This window comes from Photobacterium sp. HL06 (genome assembly GCF_059552575.1).
This window is the reverse complement of sequence record NZ_CM183914.1, coordinates 2,440,866-2,462,658: the sequence shown is the minus strand read 5'-3', so window position 1 is coordinate 2,462,658 and position 21,793 is coordinate 2,440,866. Positions and strand designations below refer to the sequence as shown.

Genomic DNA, 21,793 nt, shown 5'->3' with positions numbered 1-21,793 from the left:
AATGATGCCGCCTATTTATACAGTATTATTTTGCTAGACAATTAAATTATATTCATCACGAAGAATATCAATGATCTCAGCTTTAGGGTTCTCACTTAGGGTAATTTTCTTGCCTGTAATTTTTTCAGCAATACCGGTATAGATTCTGGATACCTGCATCAGTACCTCTTGAGGTAGGGCATTGTCACGGGCCAGTGCCGAACGCTCTTCCATACGGTCTTTGTTGAGCAAAATATCAGGGTCAGGGAAGTGGTTGAGTAGTAGCTGACGGAAGTCTTCTTTAGAGTTCTCGACAATCTTACCTTCACGGTAAGCTGCACCTTCCCAGATACGTGATGAATCCGGTGTACCAACTTCATCCATATAGATCAGCTTTTCATTACCTTCTGCATCGGTCACATAGCCAAATTCAAATTTGGTATCGACAAAAATTTGATCTAGCTTGGCGAGTGCTTCGCTGATCACACCAAACCCTTCTTTCAATAGCGTTTCATAGCGCGCGATATCGTCTGGAGAGCTGAAATTAAAAGCTTGATAGTTATCTTCGATGTTCTTGCGGGTGATGTTGACATCATCGACAGCCGGAACACCCGGAATACCTTCCAGGATCCCTTTGGTAGATGGGGTGATCAATAGCTCGGGCAGCTTCTGATCTTTGTCCAGGCCTTCGGCGACGTCAATACCACAGAATTCACGCTCGCCATTGGCATAGGCACGCCACATTGAGCCAGTAATGTATTGGCGACAAATCGCCTCGATTTTGACCGGTTTGGCTTTTTGCACAATCCATACAAAGGGGTGGGGGATATCAAGGATGTGGCTATCTGCCAGCCCGTTTTCCCGGAATAGCTTAAACCAGTGGTTAGAAATCGCATTGAGCGCAGCCCCTTTACCTGGAACCCCTTTCATACCGCCTTCGCCATGCCAGATGCAGTCGAAAGCAGAGATACGATCACTGATCACCATAATGGCCAGCGGGGCATCAGGTTTAACGTTATAGCCTTTTTCTTTGATCAGACGGCGGCTGTCGGCTTCAGTCAACCAGTACACAGAACGTACCTTGCCGCTGTGAACGGGTTTGTCGGTACGGATCGGGAGGTCATCATTTACAGCGAGAACTTGATCAGCAAGGCTCATGGTGAATTCCTATTTCAAAAGTCGAGACAAAGATAAAACCATGCAGACTACGCCTTATTTGGCTTTAAAACACAGGCCTAGTCTGTAACTGAGGCAGATAATAGCAGAACCGATTACAGCTTTCAGCAAATAAAGCAAACGTTTGCGCAATTTGATTTGGCCCATTTGGTCAGTTGAGCATCGATCCAGAACCTTGTTGGATATTTTGCTAAGCGAAGAGGGGCCAGTTATGGCAAAATCCCTACCTTTCCAGCTTGACTAGGTTAACTCTCACTATGACGCGCTATACACCCGAGCAGACAGCATTTATCAACCATCAGACAGGTAATGCACTCTGTATAGCAGGCGCAGGTACAGGTAAAACCACCACCTTGGTAGGCTTGATCGAAAAAAAACTAGCCCATATACCTGCCCAAGAAATGTTGGTGATGATGTTCAACCGTGATATTCGCAGTGATTTTCAGCAAAAGCTGCAGGCGACGGGAATTGAGCAAAATGTACCGGTTCATACCTTTCATAGTTTCTGCCTGAAGTTGCTCAATCAAACGGGATTTCTCAGGGAAACAGGTTTTCGAGTTGATTATCAAAGCGGGGAGAGCGATAAATCCCTGGTAAAAACCGTACTGAGAGCGGTTGCCGGGCAGGAGAAAAGCTATCAGCGTCAGCAGATGATCAAGGATCCCAAGACCATTGAGTTGCTGCTGAGTTTTATTGGTCTGGTAAAGGCCTATATGTTGCCGCCGCGAGAAGTCTTCCAGATGTCGGAAGTCAGCCAGGACTATCTGTTTATCATTGATGCGTTTGAGCAGTTTGAAACCTTGCGCAAAGAGCACAAGGTGTTGTTCTTCGACGACTGGCTTGTGGAGTCGGTAAAAATGCTGGAAGGCTCAGACACAATTCGGCAGCATTACCATCAGCACTGCAAACTCGTGGTCGTCGATGAGTTTCAGGATATTAATACTGCCCAGTATCGCTTGCTCAAGCAGCTACTGGGGCCGCAAACCCAACTGTTGGCTGTGGGTGATGTTGACCAATGTATCTATAAATGGCGCGGTAGTGCACCACAGTTTATGCTTGATTTTGATAATGATTTTGCACCTGCCAGCACTTATACCTTGTCGCGTACGTTTCGATTCGGACATAGCCTGGCCTTGTCAGCCAGCCACCTTATTGCCAACAACAAGCAACGTTTTAGTGATTTTCTGACCATTTCCGATGACGGTATCAGCGATACTGCCATTGAAGTGTCTGGTACCTCACGTCAGGTCGGGGAAATAGCCCAGTCGGTACAACAGTATATTACTGATGGGGGCGATCCTGCAGAGGTGGCCATTTTGGTTCGGCGCTGGTCGCAAACGTTGCTATTTGAATTGGCATTTTTGAGCAAGCAAGTGCCTTATCAAATGCCGGTGCCTTCAGTATTGGCCAATAGCCGTGAAGTAAAGCTGCTGATTGAGCTGATGTCACTGGCAACGGGCAGGTACGAACAGATGCCCCAACAACAAAAAAACTTACTGCTGTTTAATTTCTTAAGTTTTCCCCATTGCTATGTGCCGAATAAGGAGCTGCGCCCGCTGTGTGATCAGCTGGCAGGCATGGAAACCTCAAATTGGTCTGTGTTTATTGCCAGATATGACAAAGCAAATAATAGCCTGAAGCTGGATAACCTGATTGAGCGGCTGGACTTGCTGGTGCGGTTGCAACGAAAAGGTAGTTTCAAAGCGCTAGAAGTCTATAACCAGTATCGCAATGAAAGTGGGCTTGATAACTGGATTTGGAAGACCGAAGCCACCGCGACAGAAATCGAAGAAGCGATCGAAAGGCTCGACAGTGTAGCCACTGTGCTTGAATCTATGGATCAAAATTGTGATAAAGCACTGCAGTACTTTGAATACTACACGCAGCAATCGGCCCAACGATCGGTTGCACCAAATAATGAGGGATCGGGGGTACAGCTGACAACCATCTTCCGTGCTAAAGGCTGTGAGTATAACCACGTCCACCTGCCATTCTGGGACAAAGATGCCTTTCCGTATATGAATAAGTCGGCGGGAAGTATAGCTGCAGATGTTGAAGAAGAGCGTAGGTTGGCTTATGTCGGGCTAACACGGGCCAAGCAACAAGCAACAGTATACTTTACCGAGCCAGAGAAAAAATCAGCCAAGGCAACCAACGCAAGTACGTTTGTATTGGAGGCAAAAGTCGAACTGGCGAAAGAGCTGGGGCCGAAACTCTATCAAAGCGGGGAGTTACCTCATCACAAGTCGCCGATTGTCAGTGAATACTACAAGCGCCTGGGCCGAGAAGAGGATGTACAAGCGCCGCAGGAGATAATCTTCGATGCCCCAGACTCTGGGCAGAATTCTAATTACAGCTATCAGTGGGCGTTGCGCCAGCCTTTGCCAGTCAATGCAGATAAGGTAATTAGTGCCATGATCCGCACTAAAACCGCGAAGTACTTAGATAGTGAAATTAGCAGGGTGATCCGTGAGCTGAACTCAGCATCCGAGACCAAGAAAAAAGTCTTGGTAAACCGATTGATTGTTGCGGCCAATGCCAGAAGTCGGGTAAGGCGTTAGGTTTGGTGTGTAACATGTCGTAATGCTATGGGTTAAACCATAAATTTGAATGATGTCGATTATTCGGCGATGGCATAATTTCAGTATCAGAAATTATGTGATTACACTCGAGTGCCCGCCAATATGTTTTTGAAACAAATCGCGCTGCATATTTGTTGAACAAATAATAACCAGAACCCGAATAATAGAACGGAGGCTTGTTCATTATGTTTAATAAAATAAAGGCGCAGAAGGTTGGGTATTTGATCGCTATTGCTCTTGGGATTTGTAGTTGCGGGGTAACGCTTGCTAGCGCACAACCAATAGACTGGATCCAAGGCCAAACGAAGGTGGCAAATGGCGACTTGGTTAGTTATAACGGTAGCTGCTTTATTGCCAAGAATAGTCCGGGAACGTGGGATACTCCTTCGTTGTCATCGACTTGGTTTTGGGAGCCTGCCGAGTGCGTAACTTCGCCTGTCGATCCAGATCCAGGACCGAATCCCGACCCTAAACCTGACCCAGGGCTGACGGTGATTCCAGACGGCAAGGGGGGCTATTTAATGCCACGTAGTGAACTGGAGGCCATCGAGACCAAGCTGACCAATACTGATCTTTTTAAGTTGGTCCGCTCTGATATTGCTACTCTCGATAATGTATTGGTTGAGGCTGTTATACCTCTTAGTATTACTAACCCCGAAAACGTCCGTCGTGCCGAGTCAATTGTTAATGAAGCAATGTGGGAGTATCTGTTCCCGCTTCGAAATGAGAAGTACACCTATACTCGCTTTCTACAGGCAATAGCAAAATTCCCTGCCTTCTGTCGCACCTATACCGATGGTCGTAATTCAGACGATATCTGCAAACGGTCAATCACTACCATGTTTGCCCACTTTGTGCAGGAAACCGGCGCCCATGCACCAAACTGGGAAGTGTCGAAAGGCGTGCCCGAGTGGCGTCAGGGGCTGTATTACCTGCGTGAAATGTATAAATCAGAAGATAAACCTGACGGCACTTATAGCAAATGTGGTGGCTGGCAAGGTGAGAAGTGGCCTTGCGCCCCTGGCAAGAGCTATTTTGGCCGCGGGGCGAAACAGTTAAGCTGGAACTATAACTACGGTCCGTTTTCGGAAGCCATGTTTGGTGATCAAAGTATTTTGCTGGAGAACCCTGCACTGGTCGCCGATACCTGGTTGAATCTTGCTTCTGCAGTATTCTTCTATGTGTATCCTCAACCACCGAAGCCAAGTATGTTACACGTCATCGATGGAACATGGCAGCCGAATACGACGGATAAGGCGGCTGGAATTGAATCTGGCTTTGGGGCGACAATTCAGATCATTAATGGTGCATACGAATGTAGCAAGGGGGCTGAGACCACGCTAGCGCAAAATCGGATTGACTATTATCGCCTGTTTGCCAAAGAGCTAAACCTTGATATTACAGGTGAGAAGCTTGGGTGTGCTGATATGAAGCCATTTGACACAGATGGCGCAGGTGCACTGATGATCACCTGGGATAAGGATTGGGGCTGGAATCCAACTACACCGGGCAACCATAGTTTTGCTTGTAAGCTCGTACCTTATCAGTACGCATTTAATGCGTTCTTTAAAGGGGATTATGAGAAGTGTGTTGAATATCACTTCAACGTACAAGCCTATGATGCAAACGGTAATGTCATTCCTGAAGGGCTGTAGTATGGCCGCTCAGTTATTTGATGTGACAAGGAAAATCAAGCTTTAGATAAAAGGTTGGCCTAACTCTCAGGCCAACTTTCAGCTTCAATTTTTGCCAGTGCCTGAGCCGCGCGCTGGAGTGCAGGCAGAAAATGCAGGGCTTGCTCGGGTTTCAGGCGCATGATCGGAGCCTGGATCGCGATCCCAAGGTTGGATCGGCCGTTAGGGGCTGGCACTAATACCGCCACACAAAACAGGCCGGGCAGGAACTCTTCGTTGTCGATGGCATAGCCAGTTAGTTTGACGTTTTCGAGTTCCGCTTCGAGTGTGTCGAAATCGGTGATGGTTTTTTCGGTGTACTGGGTCAGCGGTACGTTGCCCAATAGTCTGCGGCGCTGCGAGGCACTCATATTGGCCAAGAACAACTTACCGGTTGCCGAGCAGTGGACCGGTACCCGTGATCCCGGATGTAGGTAGAAACGCAGTGGGGCTTCGGTCTCTACACGGTCAACATAGATGATTTCACCGCCGGACAGGGCGGTTAAATTACAACTTTCCCCGACTTCTTCTTTCAACTGTGTCAGCACGGCATGGCGCGCACTGTGGGTTGTACTGTTCAACAGAAGCTTTTCGGCAAGGTTACGTAATCTCACCCCGGAGCTGTAGTGGCGATCGTCACCATCTCGCTGGATTATCCCAGCATTTTCCAGCTGCTGAAGCATCCGGTGCAGAGTCGGCTTTGGCAGCCCGGTTTCTTCAACTAGCCCCTGTAGCGAGAAAAACTCGTCCTTCTCCGCGATGACTTCCAGCAGGGAAAAGAGGCGCAGGGTTGGCGTGTCGCCTTCAACACGCACATGATCGGTTTTCTTCTTATCGTTCACAGTTATCGTCATATCGCTTTGATTCCCTTCTGTATAGCAAATACATAATAACAATTATACCGTTTATTTGAATATCCGTTGACGATCTGCGAGATAATGATTAAAATTCAATCAAATCTCAATTTTCGGAATTATTCGTCTCATTAATTGTTGTTTGTGTTGTGGGGCCGATTAAGGCGGGCAGAATGAAAGCAATCAATCGAATTATTGAGCAGGCCAGAAAGCAGCCAGCTCGTATCGTGTTATGTGAAGCGGATGATCCTCGTGTCTTACAGGCCGCTTTTCTTGTCACCCAAGAGGGGATAGCCAAAGTTACACTGGTCGGGGATCGGCAGCGTATTGAGCAGCAGGCAATCGATGGAGCTATTCCACTGGATAATATCGAGCTGGTTGACCCCATTGATTCGCCGTTGCGGACACCTTTTGCTGATGAGTTGTTCGAACTAAGAGCAGCAAAAGGGATGACATTGGACGTTGCCCGGCAGGAAGTGCTCAAGCCGCTGTGCTTTGCCAACCTAATGGTAAGACAGGGGCTGGCAGATGGCTCGGTTGCGGGAGCGGTGCACACCACTGGCGATGTCGTGCGTAATGCCATTCAGATCATCGGTGTTGAACAGGGCTGTAAGCTGGTGTCGAGCTTCTTCCTGATGATGCTTTGCCAGCCTTTTCATCATCTGAAAGGCGGGATGATTTTTTCGGATTGTGGGCTGGTGGTTGATCCAAATGCCGAACAACTGGCAGAGATAGCCTTGTCGGCAGCGGAAAGTGCTCGCGGACTGCTGATGGAAGAGCCCAAGGTGGCCATGTTGTCGTTCTCGACTAGTGGTAGTGCCAAGCATTCTGCTGTTGATAAGGTGGTGGCAGCTTCCCATTTAGTGAAAGAGCAACAGCCGACACTGGCTATCGATGATGACGTTCAGTTGGATGCGGCTATCGTGGCAGAAATAGCCAATCGTAAGGTGCCGGACTCGAAAGTAAAAGGCCAGTCCAATGTACTGATCTTCCCAAACCTCGAAGCTGGCAATATTGGCTACAAGTTGGCTGAGCGGGTAGGGGGGGCAGTTGCAATCGGCCCGCTGCTGCAGGGGCTGGCCAAACCGGCCAATGATCTTTCCCGTGGATGCAGTGTTGATGACATTTACCATGTTATCGCTGTTACTGTTGTGCAGGCGCAGAAGGTTGTTACCGAGCAGAAACAAGCACCAGAATTAATCCCTACTTGAGAGAATACTGAATGATGAGCACCGAAACCCTGCTAGCTTTGCTTGCCATCATTATGGTGGGTACTTATTTTCAGACCGTTACCGGCTTTGGCCTCGGCATTATTGTTATCGGAGCTACCAGTGCACTGGATTTGACCACGGTTGCTGTGATTGCCGCCGTTGTCAGCCTGGTGACACTGGCTAATTGTGCGGTGGCCCTGCCAGGGGCAACCCGGCAGATCGACTGGCGTGCAGTCCGCGCCGTTGCTGTCGGTGTGCTGCCGGGCGTTATTGCCGGGGTATTGTTATTGGAGTTTCTGAGTTATTCGGCGGCCACTTTATTACAAGGATTACTCGGTGCCATGATTGTCTACAGTGGCTTGAATTTTCTGATGCGGCCCTCGCAGAAAGAGGTACGGTCGGGAGATACCAGCTTTGTTGTCAGTGGCTTCAGCTCAGGCTTGACCGGAGGCTTGTTTGGTATGGCCGGGCCACCACTGGTGTACCAATTCTACCGCCAGCCGTTTGATATCAAGACGATTCGCAATATGCTGCTGGTTGTTTTTGCCTGCACATCGGCCTCACGCAGCCTGTTTATCGGTGCGCAGGGCAAGCTGGATACTGAAATCCTATTGCTGGCTGCCGTTGCATTGCCTGTTGTGACCCTGACGACCTTTGTTGGCCGTCGTTACCCGCCGCCGTTTAGTGCCGATACAATGCGGCGACTTGTTTTTACCGTATTGATGTTAATTGGTGTTTACCTGATTGCATCAGCCCTGATGGTAACGGCGCGCTAGCGCCGCTTGCTGGCGATTAGTCGAATAATATCTGCAAACAGGGCATTATCGACGGAGTCAGCCAGCTCAATGGCGAGATTCCGACGGTAATACGGGCTTAAATCCAACCCGACGCCAAGTCCCAAAATATCAACCTCGCCTGTTTTTTCATACCGTGATACAACCTCTTTCAGGTGATTGCCCAGATAGAATTTATCATTGGTCAGGTTGGTGGCTGTATCCATAGGGCTGCCATCTGAAATAACCAATAGAATACGTTTTTCTTCTGGCCGTACACACATGCGCTGGCATGCCCATTCAATCGCCTCGCCATCTATCCCTTCCCGAAACAGATCGGCTTTAAGCAAAGCGGCGATGTTCTTGCGGGCGTGGCGCCAGTTAGAATCCGCGTCTTTGAAAACTAGGTGACAGGCCTCATTTAATCGCCCAGGGGAAGCCGGACGCCCTTTTTGAAGCCAGTCGGCATAGGCTTTGCCGCCGTTCCAGGCGTTAGTCGTAAAGCCAAGGACTTCGCTGGTAATACCGGCCAAACCCAGTGCCTTCACCAATATATCGACGATTAAGGTGACGTTTTCAATATGCTCCCGCATAGAGCCGGAACAATCAATCAGAAAGCTGACGATGGCATTCGCTGTCGGCTTATATTGCTCCGTGCAGAACAAGCGTCTTTCTCCCGGAGAGCTGATGAGCTGGCTAAGCCTACGGCCGTCTATATAGCCTTCCTCTTCGCCGAATAGCCATCCGTCACGATGAGGGGTATTCAGTACCGCCGAGAGCTGTTTGGCAAGGAGCCTGATATTGACCCCCTGATGCCGGATCCGTTGATCCAGTCTCTCCCTGTATTCCACAAGCAGGGCTTTTCTTACCAGAGACGCTGCAGCCACTTCGCGGTCATATTGGGTCGTGAATATCTGGTAGCCACAATGGACACCTGTAAATGTGTTGCTTTGCCCGCTGGCAGCCGTTGCAATAGCCTCACTCTCTCCATCCTCGAAATCCAGCAATAGGGAAAAGGCGAGTAACGTCTTGTCGGCTCCATCACTCTCAGAGCTTTCAGAATGCAGATCCATTTCGGTTTGGAGCATATCGCTGACGATACGGGCAATATTGAGTGCATGGACAGCATAGTCTTGCTGGTTGTCACGGGTGCGACGAAGTCCGGCTAGTGGTGTCCCTAATACGGGAACAATCGCAGCTCGGGTGGCTTCAATGAAATCTTCACTATGAGCTGGTACAGGGCGGGCGATTAGGCGAGATCGTGAGATCAGCGCCACAGTGTAGAGCAAGATCCCAAGGTGGGTTTCGGCTAAGCCTGATTGGTAAAATTGCTCAGTCCAGCGTATGAAGCTGTGTTCAATATTGGTCGCCATTCCTGGCATAGAATCAGGGACGAAGGTTTCGACACGGAACTGTTCGAGCATTTCAAACAGTAATCGAGCAATGGGATCATCAGGACAGAGCTGTTGATGTAACGCGCTATCAGAATATCGCAAACGCAGTGAAATAGCATCGATATTGCCGCGTTTGGCTTTGAAATCACCGTCTTCTTTGGTATGGCGTAAATGTGAAGCATGGATGGGAACAGGTGATACTCCCCGGTAGAGCCTTTCACCGCGGTAGTGAAGTTGCGGTTCATTGCTCAGCGCGCGTGCGGCTGCAGCGCAGAGCTCCTCGGTTTGTTGTTGCTGGCGCGACTGGGGTTGTATTGCCTTAGTTGGTATTGCCATCACAACGCTTCCCCCGCTTTAACTAGCCAGGATTCCTCAAGCTCTTCATCGAAGCAGCGCTGATAATACTCGGCAACAATTGGGCGCTCGATGTCATCACATTTATTGAGAAAAGAAAGGCGGAAAGCCAATGCAGGGTTTCGGAAGATCTCGCAGTTTTCAGCCCAGGTGATGACCGTTCGTGGTGACATCAGGGTTGATAGGTCGCCAGCAGCAAAGCCCTTGCGGGTTAAATCAGCAACAGCGACCATCCGTTGGAGTAGCTTGCGCCCTTGCTCCGTATCTTTACTGGGCACACGGGCCAGGACAATGGCGAGCTCTTCCTCGCTAGGTAGATAGTTGAGGGTGGCAACAATATTCCAGCGGTCAATCTGAGCATGGTTCAGTACCTGGGTACCATGATACAACCCTGACAGGTTGCCGAGCCCAACCGTGTTGGAAGTAGCAAACAGGCGAAATGCTGGATGAGGATGGATCACCCGATTCTGATCAAGCAGGGTGAACTTGCCATCCCGTTCTAGAATTCGCTGAATAACAAACATGACATCGGGTCGCCCTGCATCATACTCATCAAAGATAAGGGCAACAGGACGTTGCAATGACCACGGCACGATCCCTTCCTGAAATTCAGTTACCTGCTGGCCGTCACGTAAGACAATCGTATCTTTCCCGACCAGATCAAGGCGGCTGAGGTGACCATCCAGGTTTACCCGTACGCAGGGCCAGTTTAAACGCGCTGCTACCTGTTCTATATGGGTGGATTTTCCGGTTCCGTGCATGCCCTGGATCATCGTACGGCGATCTTGCGCAAAGCCGGCAAGGATGGCCAGGGTCACCTCCGGGTTGAAGCGGTAGGCGTGGTCAATTTCTGGCACGTGATCGTCACGTTCGGAAAAAGCAGGAACACAGAGATCTGAATCGATACCGAAAAGATCGCGAACAGAAACCCGGATATCGGGCTTGATAAGTGCAATATCGGTGAGTGCAATGTCTGTCATCTTTTCTCTTCCCTCAATTGTTTGGCCTTTTGGCGTATTTCTTACCCCTCATTCTTTATCACCAACAAGCAAAACAAAATGGCGAAAAGAGAAAACTGGTCGCTGTGTATCGTTTTTCGGAATTTTTTGTACCGATTTATTGTTTTTTGTTGACGGGTAAAAAATGAGCGTCTAGTGTTAGATTGAATTTTGGATATTGAGACGTTTGGTTCCGATTTTGTGAACGCGTTGTCCCATCATCAAGGAGATACAGATTATGAGCGAACAAGGTGCACGTACCGTTGTTACTGGTCCAACTAAGATGACCCCTTCAGAAGCCTTCGTTGAAACAATGGTTGCCAATGGCGTAACCGATATGTTCGGCATTATGGGCTCTGCGTTTATGGATGCTATGGACATTTTCGCGCCAGCCGGCATTCGCCTTATCCCTGTTGTGCATGAGCAGGGTGCCGCGCACATGGCAGATGGTTATTCCCGTGTATCGGGCGATCACGGTGTGGTAATTGGTCAGAATGGCCCAGGTATCAGTAACTGTGTCACAGCGATTGCTGCGGCTTATTGGGCGCATAGCCCGGTGGTTATCGTAACGCCAGAAACGGGTACAACAACAATGGGGCTAGGTGGTTTCCAGGAATGTAACCAGCTGCCGATGTTCCAGGAGTTCACAAAATACCAAGGGCATGTGACCCACCCATCACGGATGGCGGAATACACTGGCCGTTGTTTCGACCGGGCGATGAGCGAAATGGGACCGACTCAGCTCAATATTCCCCGTGACTATTTCTATGGTGAAGTTAATTGTGAAATTCCAAAACCTGCCCGTCTGGACCGTGGTCCTGGTGGTGAGCAGAGCTTGAATGATGCGGCCGATCTGCTGGCTGAAGCCAAGTTCCCTGTCATTATTTCTGGTGGCGGTGTGGTAATGGCTGGTGCGGTCGAAGAATGTAAGGCGCTGGCAGAGCGTTTGGGCGCCCCGGTCGTCAACAGCTACCTGCACAATGACTCATTCCCGGCTAGCCACCCGCTATGGTGCGGACCACTTGGCTATCAGGGTTCGAAAGCGGCGATGAAATTGATCTCTCAAGCTGATGTAGTGATTGCACTGGGTTCTCGCCTGGGGCCATTCGGCACCTTGCCTCAGCATGGTATGGACTACTGGCCGAAGGATGCCAAAATCATTCAAATCGATGCCGACCACAAAATGCTGGGACTGGTTAAGAAAATCACAGTAGGTGTTTGCGGTGATGCCAAGGCCTCTGCGGTGGCATTAACTGAACGCCTGGAAGGTCGCTCGCTGGCGTGTGATGCAACTAAAGATGATCGCTTTAACAAGGTTCAGGCCGAGAAAGAGATCTGGGAGAAGGAGCTCGATGACTGGACGCACGAACGCGATGCCTTCAGCCTGGATATGATCGAAGAAAATGCCCAGGAAAAACCGTTCTCGGGCGGTGAATACCTGCACCCTCGCCAAGTACTTCGCGAGCTGGAAAAAGCGATGCCGGAAGATGTGATGGTCTCGACCGATATTGGTAATATCAACTCGGTTGCCAATAGCTACCTACGCTTTGAAAAACCACGCAGTTTCTTTGCTGCAATGAGCTTTGGTAACTGTGGTTATGCATTCCCGACAATCATCGGGGCCAAGGTGGCGGCACCGCATCGCCCTGCTATTTCGTATGCAGGCGATGGTGCCTGGGGCATGAGCCTGATGGAAACAATGACCTGTGTCCGCCACAACATTCCGGTCACGGCCGTGGTGTTCCATAACCGTCAGTGGGGCGCCGAGAAGAAGAACCAGGTGGATTTCTATAACCGTCGCTTTGTCGCCGGTGAGCTGGATAACCAAAGCTTTGCTGAAATCGCCCGTGCAATGGGGGCGGAAGGTATCACCGTCGACCGCCTGGAAGATGTTGGCCCGGCTTTGGACAAGGCCATCGACATGCAGATGAACGAAGGCAAGACCACCGTCATCGAGATCATGTGTACCCAGGAACTCGGCGACCCGTTCCGCCGCGACGCACTGTCCACGCCTGTCCGCTTCCTGGATAAGTATAAAGATTACGTTTAATCGTTAAATGCAGCGCAGCCTGACACAGATTTCTGGGTCAGGCTTTTTTATACATTTCACGGAACGAGGTGATCTTTGATGACGACGAGAACTTTGAGAATGCCAAAGGTCATGTTCAATGATTTGAGCGTGATTTTACCGGGCTTTCTGCTGTGCAGCGTGATCGCTGTCGCGGCTTCATTTGTATCAGAACATTATGGTGGCCCGAAGTTTTTATATGCCTTGCTGATTGGTATTGCGTTCCACTTTTTATCCGATAACCACAAATGTATGGCCGGTATCGAGATGTCGGCGAAGAAGCTGGTAAGAATTGGCGTCGCGTTGCTTGGCGTTCGGATAGCGGTCAGTGATGTCAGTGATATCGGAGCTGCCGGTGTCGGTGCGTTGGCCGGGGCCGTGGTTCTGACGATCAGTTTCAGTTTACTGCTGGCTCGTGTATTGAAGTTACCTCCAATGCTGGGACTGTTATCTGGTGGGGCTACCGGCATCTGCGGGATCTCGGCTGCGATGGCCATATCATCAACCTTGCCGCAGAACCGCGATAACGAGCACTACACCTTGTTAACCGCGATAGGTGTGGCGATTTTCTCTACAGTGGCAATGGTGCTTTACCCATTGGTTGCTACAACCAGTGGACTGACGATTGCCGAAGCTGGCTTGTTTCTTGGTGGCTCGATCCACGATGTTGCCCAGGTTGTCGGTGCCGGTTTTATGATCTCGCCTGAGGTCGGTGATGCTGCAACACTTGCCAAAATGTTTCGGGTCGCAATGCTGATGCCTGTTGTTGTCTTGCTGGTATTTGTGTTTCGCAAAGACCGTGAAGTCCATGGGGAAGGGGAGGCGGCCAAGCAACCGATAGTTCCTCTTTTTCTGCTCGTTTTTATTGGGTTAATTGTCATCAATAGTCTGGGTTTAATTCCGGTAGATGTAGCGACGCTTAGCTCAGATGTATCAAAGTGGTGCCTGGTTATTTCAATTGCAGCACTGGGAGTAAAAACCTCGTTTGAAAAGTTATCAGAGTTAGGCTGGAAGCCAGTTATTTTGCTGATGAGCAATGCGGTATTCATCGCCGCCTACATGCTGGTTATCGTTTATTTGGGTCGACTATCTGCAGGATAAAAAGGAGTTATCATGAAGTCTTCGTCACATGTAAGTTCATTGTCAAAATACTTGGATATTATCCGTGAATTCAGCGCGGGCAATAACCTGACGTTATTTCGGGGGCAGCCAAATATAAAAAGGCGCCTGCTTCCCGCTGTAGCCAGAAACAGAAGTAATATCGATTCTGTGTCAGTCGAAAAAGATATGCTCGATATGCTACACAAATATGGTGCTAACAAGTTATCGAATGAGCATTCAGGCTACTGGTATTTATTATCGGAAGCCCAGCATTTTGGTTTGAAAACCCGGTTGCTCGACTGGAGCAGCAATCCGCTCGTTGCTTTATGGTTTGCCTGCCAGAATCCAGGCAAACAACCCCATGTTTATGTATTGAAAGCAGATAGCTTAATGGATGCTGATCTAAACACTGATCCTTTTGAGCAGACTCAAACCAAGGTGTTACATCCTAAACGTTGCCACCCTAGGGTAGATGCCCAAAATGGCTGGTATACCGTGCATTCCAGCTCCAACCAGACTGGAAATAATGGACAGAGGTTTGTTCCTCTCGAGGAGGAATTGGCCGCTAGCGGTAACCTCATGGAGATCCCTATTCTTCCTGCGGTGAAAGAGAAATTACTGGATGAGCTAGACCAATGTGGCGTCAATGAGCGGTTGATTTACCCTGATTTGAGTGGTCTATGCCGACATATTAATAAGTTATTCGAGACGTCACTGAGTGAGGATAGTTCTGCTAGTAATCCTTATCTGAATCAGAAAAAGAAAATGTCTATAAAGGTAGTTAACAACCACCAGGCCTTTGGAGGAATGACTACGGCCCGGGGGCATAGCGAATCGGTAAGCGAACTAAACCGACGCGAAGTATCAGATGGCTTCCAGCAATACCGCCATACTTATACCAGAGATTTTGACTTTGATTAGTGCTTATACCCAAACCACTTCTTAATGCTCGTTTCAGCGAGAATGACTTGCCTGGTAGGTCGGGCCGCGTAGGCAAGGCGCAGATTTGAAGACATAGTAGCTCTACGTCAAAAAGCTGTAACGCTGCATAGCAGCCAAGTAAACTCGCCCTTCGGGAGTGATTCAGCAAGTCCATTTCGGTGTCAAATAATGTTGAAAGGGGCTACCATTCCTGCCGTTATTTTCCTTGAACTGAACTTGCTGATATCACTCTGAATCCTGCATTTTGAAGTAGTTTGGGCATATAAAAAGGGTCAGCAATTGAGCTGACCATTTTTAGTTAGGAGAGTTACTGTTAGTACAGGGCTCTTTCTGTTCTCAAGCCTTTAACTAAGCTCACACACATCAACAGGAGAATAATGGTGAAGGGTAGAGCTGTTGCAATGGTCCCAGCCTGTAGAGCTTGAATTGCCTCAGTACCACCAACCCATAACATTACCGCAGCAATTGCACCTTCAACGGTTGCCCAGAAGATACGTTGCGGGACGGGAGCATCCACTTTACCGCCAGCTGTTATGCTATCAATAACAAGTGATCCTGAATCTGAAGACGTGATAAAGAACACCATGATCAACGCGATAGAAATAACAGAAATGACCGAGCCAAATGGCAGTGCATCAAACACATGGAATAGTGTTAATGAAATATCGGTTAGTCCATTTACACCTAATTCACCCACCTTGTTTACTACCTGATCGATAGCAATACCACCGAAAACAGACATCCAAATCAACGTGATCAATGTTGGAATAAAGATAACGGCAGTTAGGAATTCTCTAACGGTTCTGCCCTTAGAAACGCGCGCAATAAACATCCCTACAAATGGTGACCAAGAAATCCACCATGCCCAGTAAAATACTGTCCAGCCATGCATCCACGTAACATCTTCACGTCCGTGAGGGTTACTAAGCGGAATGATATTCTCGATGTAACCCATCAAGGTTGTTGGCAGGGAGCCCATTGCAATGGCAAATCCAACCAAGGTAACAAAGATAAGCAGGGCAACAGCAAATAGCATGTTGACGTTACTCAGTACCTTAACACCGCCTTCAATACCTCGAATAACAGAGACAACCGCAAGGGTTGTAACAAAAGCAATGACTGCGAGCTGCATGCCAAGGCCACCTTCGGTGCCAAAAACATGGTTGATACCACTGGTTGCCTGCTGTGCACCAAGCCCTAGCGATGTAGCAAGGCCAAATAGGGTGGCAAGTACAGCCATGATATCAATAACGTTACCAAACCAGCCCCAAGTCCGATCACCAAGCAAAGGGTAGAAAATTGAACGAATAGAAAGTGGCAACCCTTTGTTGAACGTGAAGAAAGCCAAAGACAGGGCGACAACCGCATACATAGACCATGCGTGAATACCCCAGTGGAACATGGTTGCACCCAGGGCGACCTTTCTCGCTTCTGGAGAAAAAGCTTCAACGGCCAATGGTGTTTCGTACCAGCCAGTGAAGTAGGCGGTTGGCTCTGCCACTCCCCAGAACATAAGACCAATACCCATGCCTGCTGCAAAAAGCATTGCTATCCATGAAATATTGGAGTGCTCAGGTTTGGCGTCTATGCCACCAAGTCGAACTTTGCCAAGTGGCGAGAGAATTAAACCTAAACAGAAAATCAGGAAAATATTCCCAGACCACATAAATAGAAGGTCAAAGTTTCCAATGATTTGCCACTTAAGGCCATCTAGAGCGGCCTTTGCAGTGCTTGGGTCAACAAGCAGCAGCGCGGCCAAAAATAGAATAATTAGTCCTGCACTGATACCGAAAACAGGGTTGTGAACGTCAAAACCCCATTTTTGAACATTGTCTTGCCCAACTTCGTAATCCGTTGTTTTTATGCTGTATTTATTAAATACGCTATCCATACTCATTCTCAAACGTTTTGTCCTCTAAGTATTTTTCACCTGGAAAACATCACCAAAACAGATGTAAATCAGGAAATACTTAGACTTCAAATTATTAAAATCGGCGAAATGTTAACATTGGCGCTGCATTATCACAAGAGAAGGCGATAAAACTCACACTAGACACGGTTTTCTCCTCGATTGAATTGGTGCGGTTGTACGGATTTGTTTTGAGCTCTAATTGTTTGCTTCGTACTCTAATTATTTGAGGCTGGATCTAGTAATGAAGCGCAAGAAAGGAAGGTTGTAGGGGGGCTTGCCAGGGGTAATTTCTATTTGCTTGCAGCCTTATTGTTATGGATGTTTTGAGTGCTAAACAATGATATTTTTAATTCTAGGGTGGTGGTAATTTATTTCAATGTAAAACAATGACTTATTGAGTGGGTGATGGCTTGTGTATTGTTATAGTACTAATGATTTCGCTTTGATGTTTCTAATCTTTCGTGTAAGGTTTTTATTAATTGAACGTTTAATTAAAAATAATTAAGGGCTAAATGCCAACGTTAGGGATGCCGGAAATTCGTCGTCCACAGCTGATTGATGCAACGATGGCTGCTGTAAACGATGTTGGTTTAATCAGCCGAAAAACGGGTGCGTCACCAGTGGTCACAATGGATATTAATTAATAAACAAGGAGTAAAAGTGAACTTTATCATTGAGCATAAAATTCCTGTCGGCAGTTGGATGGCTGACTTCGTGGATTGGCTCACTTACAATGCGGCAGGTTTTTTTGATGCTTTATCCTATGGTCTTGAATCATTAATTATCTTTTTTGTTGATGGCGTTAAGTGGTTCCCTCCTATGGGGTTGATCGCCCTTGTCGCGCTATTTACCTGGCTTCTTCACCGCAACTTATCTTTAATGGTATTTGTCGTAGCCGCACTATTGTTGATCCTGAACCTGGGATACTGGCATGAGATGCTGGAAACCTTTGTTCTAGTGTTAACCGCGACGCTCTTTTCTGTTCTGGTTGGTGTTCCGATTGGTATTATGGCTGCTCACCGCCCCTGGTGTTACGCCATTTTGCGACCAATACTGGATTTGATGCAAACGATTCCAACCTTTGTTTATTTAATTCCAACTCTGGTTTTATTTGGTTTAGGGGTTGTTCCCGGCCTGATATCCACCATTATTTTTGCCATTGCTGCTCCAATTCGTCTGACTTATCTGGGAATTATCGGAGTTCCAGAAGAATTAGTGGAAGCAGGAAAAGCATTCGGTGCCAATCGAATAAAATTACTGTTTAAAGTTGAACTTCCGGCGGCAATGCCAAACATCATGGCGGGTATTACTCAATGCATTATGTTATCGCTTTCAATGGTGGTGATTGCAGCACTCGTTGGTGCTGACGGACTAGGTAAGCCAGTTATCCGTGCTCTTAATACAGTGAATATTGCTCAGGGATTTGAAGCAGGGTTGGCGATAGTTTTAGTCGCGATTATTCTGGATCGGCTGTGTAAAACTCCGGCACATCATAACGGAGGAAAATAGTCATGGTTGCAATCAGTATTAAGAATTTAGATGTGGTTTTCGGTAACAAGATCGATAAATCTCTGGCATTACTGGATGAAGGAAAGAGCCGTCAGGAAATCATTGATATCACGGGTGATGTCGTTGGTGTGCATGACGTCAGCCTGGAGATCAAGGAAGGGGATATCTGCGTTCTCATGGGGTTATCAGGTTCTGGTAAGTCTAGCCTGTTGCGGGCGATCAATGGTCTCAACACAGTTTCCCGGGGTGAACTAAACGTGCGTGACGGTGACCGTACAATTAACCTGGCGAGTTGTGACGGTAGTACACTGCGTCATCTACGCACTAACCGCATTTCGATGGTTTTTCAAAAATTTGCGTTAATGCCTTGGTTAACCGTTCTGGATAACGTCGCTTTTGGCCTTGAGATGCAAGGCGTCTCGAAGGGTGAGCGCCGTCGTCGTGCAGAAGAAAAATTGGAAATGGTTGGCTTGGCTGAATGGAAAGATAACTATCCTCACGAGTTGTCGGGCGGTATGCAGCAACGAGTGGGGTTGGCACGGGCGTTCACCATGGATAGCGATATCTTGCTGATGGATGAACCTTTTTCTGCCCTTGATCCCCTGATTAGAAGCCAACTTCAGGATGAGCTGCTCGAACTTCAGCGTCAGCTGAATAAAACCATTGTCTTCGTGAGCCACGATTTGGATGAAGCGCTGAAACTGGGTAATAAAATTGCCATTATGGAATCGGGCCGTTTGATCCAGCACGGTAAACCGGAAGAGATCGTGCTTAACCCGAATACAGCGTACGTCGCGGAGTTTGTGGCTCACACCAATCCGCTGAATGTGTTGTGTGGTCGTTCTTTGATGACAGATGTAGCCGCGTTGGAGTTGCAAGATAATAAACGGGTGTTAAGCCACCATGATCAAACCTATGTAGAAACTGACCATCAAGGACATGTTACTTCGGTGACCCGTCGGGGTAAGGCGTTACCCCTGCATTCGTGGCAGGAAGGAGACTGCCTTGAGGGGCTGAAACAAGATAGCCTGGTGATATCCAGTCCGGACATCTCAATGCGGGAAGGGTTGGAAATCCGCTATCGTACGGGGCAACCTGTTCTGTTGGCCGATAATGGGCCGCTGGTCGGCGTGTTGGCGGACAATGATTTCTATCACGCCCTGTTAGGTAAACACTTTTCACTAGAAACTGAAACCAGTACATAATTCGATCTCTACACTCGAAAGCGCGGAGTATGTCTTCAATAGTTTTTAATACATAGGGCTAAGGCTTACCTGCGCGTTACTAAATAGGGTTACTTTGTATCAGTCGCCCTACTATAAAAATAATAATGCTCAACAAGACTCATTCTGAAAAAAAGACAGACCCCAAGGAGTTTAAAAAACAATGGGAAATACATTTAGTTGTCAAAAAGAGTTACCGATAATGCCGGTGCCAAGCTTAAATAAAACATGTCGGAAACTCATTGAATGGGCTGAACCGTTATTAACGCAAGAAGAGCAAGCCAGAACCAAAAAGGTGATTGAGCAGTTTTTGCAGTCGGGCGGAGAGGGAGAAGTACTACAGCATGAGCTGATTGAATGGGCTAGTCGACACGCTGACTCTAATTGGTCCGCGCCCGTCTGGCGAGCTCATTATCTGGAATCCCGAGATTCTCTGGTGATTAACAGTAACGTATTTTATTACCTGAAAAGTAAGCTTGATAAAAAGGCCTATTCACAGGCACATATCGCCGCCGCGCTTATTGTCAGCGTTTATAATTTTATCTCTTTGATTGATAAAAAAGAGCTCACGGTTGACATGCAAAAAGATATGCCGCTTTGCATGAATCAGTACAACAACCTTTTTTCCTCAATAAGAATAGCGCAGCAGGGAATGGATGAGCTCAAAGTTTCATCATCCAGACAGCATATTGTGGTAATGCATAATCAACGCATATATAAGATCGATATTCTTGATGAAAAAGGAAGTATCAGAACGCCTTCAGCGATTGAATCCGATCTTGATTGCATTCTCTCTATCTCTGGGAAAGGGCAAAATATAGGCGTGCTAACCACAATGCCGAGAGATGCTTGGGCAGAAAGCAGGGCAGATTTGCTTCAGATATCGGCGAACAATAGAGAAGCGATGACAGCAATCGAAGACGCTGCTTTTGCCTTGTGCCTGGATGAAAATAACCCGGAAGAGATAACCGAGGTATCAAAACAGTTACTTCATGGAGATGGCAAGGATCGCTTTTTCGATAAGTCGCTGCAATTTATCGTCTTCAAAAATGGTAAAACAGGGGTCAATTTCGAACATACAGGGGTAGATGGCTCTGTGATGTTGCGCTTGATTGGATATCTCTACGACACGATTGATAAGGTTTCTTTTGATGAGAGGGGCGCTTTTGCTGAGACAAAAGGATCACTAGCCCCAAGAGCTGAAGACATTGAGTTTGATTTAGATGATGCGCTGACACAGACGATTCGTGCAGCAGCGGATGCGTTTTGTCAACACACGGCCAATACCCAAACCAGGGTTTTGCATTTTACTCAGTTTGGTAAAAATCAGATCAAGCAATTTGGCGTGAGCCCTGATGCGTTCGTTCAGTTGGCGTTACAATTGGCGGAACATAAGCTTTATGGAAAGTGCTACAGTGCCTATGAAGCTGTGATGACCAGAACGTTTCTCGATGGACGTCTCGATGTTTTATATACCGTTTCGCCCGAGTCGATGGCCTTTATTCAAAATATACGCGATCCCGATTGTAGCGATCAGGCTAAGATAGATTCACTCATTAAGGCGACACGAATACACATCGAAAGGGCAAACGAGTGCAGGTTTGGTCATGGGGTTTATACCCATTTACTCGCGCTTAAATACCATTATAAAGCGGTTGGCCGTGACATCGGTATTGATACACTTCCAAAAATATTTACCGATAAAGGATACCAGGCCCTGACTCACAGTGTGGTTTGTACTAGCACCACGTCAGAATACGGTGTTGAGCTGGCAGGTTACGGGCCAATTGTCGATGATGGCTACGGGATCAGGTACTTTAAGCGAAATGATTCTATCTGCTTCAATATGACAAGTCGAACCGACATGCAAGACAAACTCGAGCAGATGCGAATCTATATCGAGCAATCGCTGCTTGAAATGGCAGAATTGATGCGAAGCTAATACGCCTGGTGCTAAAGGGGGAAACTGTCAGAGTGGGTGTCGGGAGTGAGTTAGGCTTGCATTAGGTTAGACGCAATTTGTCATTTAGCTCAACCATATCAG

16 protein-coding genes are annotated in these 21,793 nt (G+C 47.8%); 11 read left to right on the top strand and 5 right to left on the bottom strand.

The features are described from left to right. Positions 1 to 33: 33 nt before the first annotated feature. Positions 34 to 1,137 (bottom strand): phosphoribosylaminoimidazolesuccinocarboxamide synthase, encoded by a 1,104-nt coding sequence (locus tag AC51G0_RS11335; RefSeq protein ID WP_496298524.1) that lies wholly within the window; start codon positions 1,135 to 1,137, stop codon positions 34 to 36. Positions 1,138 to 1,412: 275 nt separating this feature from the next. Here AC51G0_RS11335 and AC51G0_RS11330 point away from each other — a divergent pair, with 275 nt between their 5' ends. Continuing rightward, on the top strand, positions 1,413 to 3,716 hold the full coding sequence (locus AC51G0_RS11330) for an ATP-dependent helicase (protein WP_496298523.1): 2,304 nt from the start codon (positions 1,413 to 1,415) through the stop codon (positions 3,714 to 3,716). A 206-nt stretch (positions 3,717 to 3,922) separates the two neighbouring features. After that, complete coding sequence (locus AC51G0_RS11325; protein ID WP_496298521.1) at positions 3,923 to 5,392, top strand: chitinase; 1,470 nt, start codon at positions 3,923 to 3,925, stop codon at positions 5,390 to 5,392. A 59-nt stretch (positions 5,393 to 5,451) separates the two neighbouring features. Here AC51G0_RS11325 and AC51G0_RS11320 read toward each other — a convergent pair whose 3' ends face one another. Further along, positions 5,452 to 6,264, bottom strand: a complete 813-nt coding sequence (locus tag AC51G0_RS11320) for an IclR family transcriptional regulator (protein WP_496298519.1) — start codon at positions 6,262 to 6,264, stop codon at positions 5,452 to 5,454. Positions 6,265 to 6,437: 173 nt separating this feature from the next. On the opposite strand from AC51G0_RS11320, the gene pta reads away from it, so the two are divergent. Both pta and AC51G0_RS11310 read left to right on the top strand, forming a co-directional pair. Next, positions 6,438 to 7,475: a phosphate acetyltransferase gene (gene pta, locus AC51G0_RS11315; protein WP_496298518.1), complete on the top strand. Its 1,038-nt coding sequence runs from the start codon at positions 6,438 to 6,440 to the stop codon at positions 7,473 to 7,475. A 14-nt stretch (positions 7,476 to 7,489) separates the two neighbouring features. Continuing rightward, positions 7,490 to 8,251 carry a sulfite exporter TauE/SafE family protein gene (locus tag AC51G0_RS11310; protein WP_496301930.1) on the top strand — a complete coding sequence of 254 codons (762 nt, stop codon included), beginning with the start codon at positions 7,490 to 7,492 and terminating at the stop codon, positions 8,249 to 8,251. Here AC51G0_RS11310 and AC51G0_RS11305 read toward each other — a convergent pair. Continuing rightward, positions 8,248 to 9,978, bottom strand: coding sequence for a cobaltochelatase CobT-related protein (locus AC51G0_RS11305; protein WP_496298516.1), 1,731 nt, complete (start codon positions 9,976 to 9,978; stop codon positions 8,248 to 8,250). The genes AC51G0_RS11310 and AC51G0_RS11305 overlap by 4 nt on opposite strands. Continuing rightward, complete coding sequence (locus tag AC51G0_RS11300) at positions 9,978 to 10,976, bottom strand: AAA family ATPase (RefSeq protein WP_496298515.1); 999 nt, start codon at positions 10,974 to 10,976, stop codon at positions 9,978 to 9,980. The genes AC51G0_RS11305 and AC51G0_RS11300 overlap by 1 nt, the downstream gene beginning before the upstream one ends. 256 nt (positions 10,977 to 11,232) lie before the next feature. Between AC51G0_RS11300 and xsc the strand changes: the two genes are divergently transcribed. The 3 genes from xsc to AC51G0_RS11285 all read left to right on the top strand — a co-directional run bounded on the left by xsc (position 11,233) and on the right by AC51G0_RS11285 (position 15,084). Then, a complete protein-coding gene (gene xsc / locus AC51G0_RS11295) occupies positions 11,233 to 13,044 on the top strand; it encodes a sulfoacetaldehyde acetyltransferase (RefSeq protein WP_496298514.1) in 1,812 nt (603 codons plus the stop codon). Positions 13,045 to 13,122: 78 nt separating this feature from the next. Then, on the top strand, positions 13,123 to 14,163 hold the full coding sequence (locus tag AC51G0_RS11290; protein WP_496298513.1) for a YeiH family protein: 1,041 nt from the start codon (positions 13,123 to 13,125) through the stop codon (positions 14,161 to 14,163). A gap of 12 nt (positions 14,164 to 14,175) precedes the next feature. Next, positions 14,176 to 15,084: an FRG domain-containing protein gene (locus AC51G0_RS11285; protein ID WP_496298512.1), complete on the top strand. Its 909-nt coding sequence runs from the start codon at positions 14,176 to 14,178 to the stop codon at positions 15,082 to 15,084. A 334-nt stretch (positions 15,085 to 15,418) separates the two neighbouring features. On the opposite strand, the gene AC51G0_RS11280 is transcribed toward AC51G0_RS11285, so the two are convergent. Further along, positions 15,419 to 16,996, bottom strand: a complete 1,578-nt coding sequence (locus AC51G0_RS11280; RefSeq protein WP_496298510.1) for a BCCT family transporter — start codon at positions 16,994 to 16,996, stop codon at positions 15,419 to 15,421. Positions 16,997 to 17,529: 533 nt separating this feature from the next. Between AC51G0_RS11280 and AC51G0_RS11275 the strand changes: the two genes are divergently transcribed. The 4 genes from AC51G0_RS11275 (at position 17,530) to AC51G0_RS11260 (ending at position 21,691) form a co-directional block, all read left to right on the top strand. Beyond that, positions 17,530 to 17,661 carry a hypothetical protein gene (locus AC51G0_RS11275; protein ID WP_496298509.1) on the top strand — a complete coding sequence of 44 codons (132 nt, stop codon included), beginning with the start codon at positions 17,530 to 17,532 and terminating at the stop codon, positions 17,659 to 17,661. A gap of 16 nt (positions 17,662 to 17,677) precedes the next feature. Further along, entirely contained in the window at positions 17,678 to 18,526 is an 849-nt protein-coding gene (gene choW / locus AC51G0_RS11270; RefSeq protein WP_496298508.1) for a choline ABC transporter permease subunit, read from the top strand. Positions 18,527 to 18,528: 2 nt separating this feature from the next. Then, on the top strand, positions 18,529 to 19,731 hold the full coding sequence (choV, locus tag AC51G0_RS11265) for a choline ABC transporter ATP-binding protein (protein ID WP_496298507.1): 1,203 nt from the start codon (positions 18,529 to 18,531) through the stop codon (positions 19,729 to 19,731). Between the two features lie 181 nt (positions 19,732 to 19,912). Beyond that, on the top strand, positions 19,913 to 21,691 hold the full coding sequence (locus AC51G0_RS11260; protein ID WP_496298505.1) for a choline/carnitine O-acyltransferase: 1,779 nt from the start codon (positions 19,913 to 19,915) through the stop codon (positions 21,689 to 21,691). Positions 21,692 to 21,793: the final 102 nt, after the last annotated feature.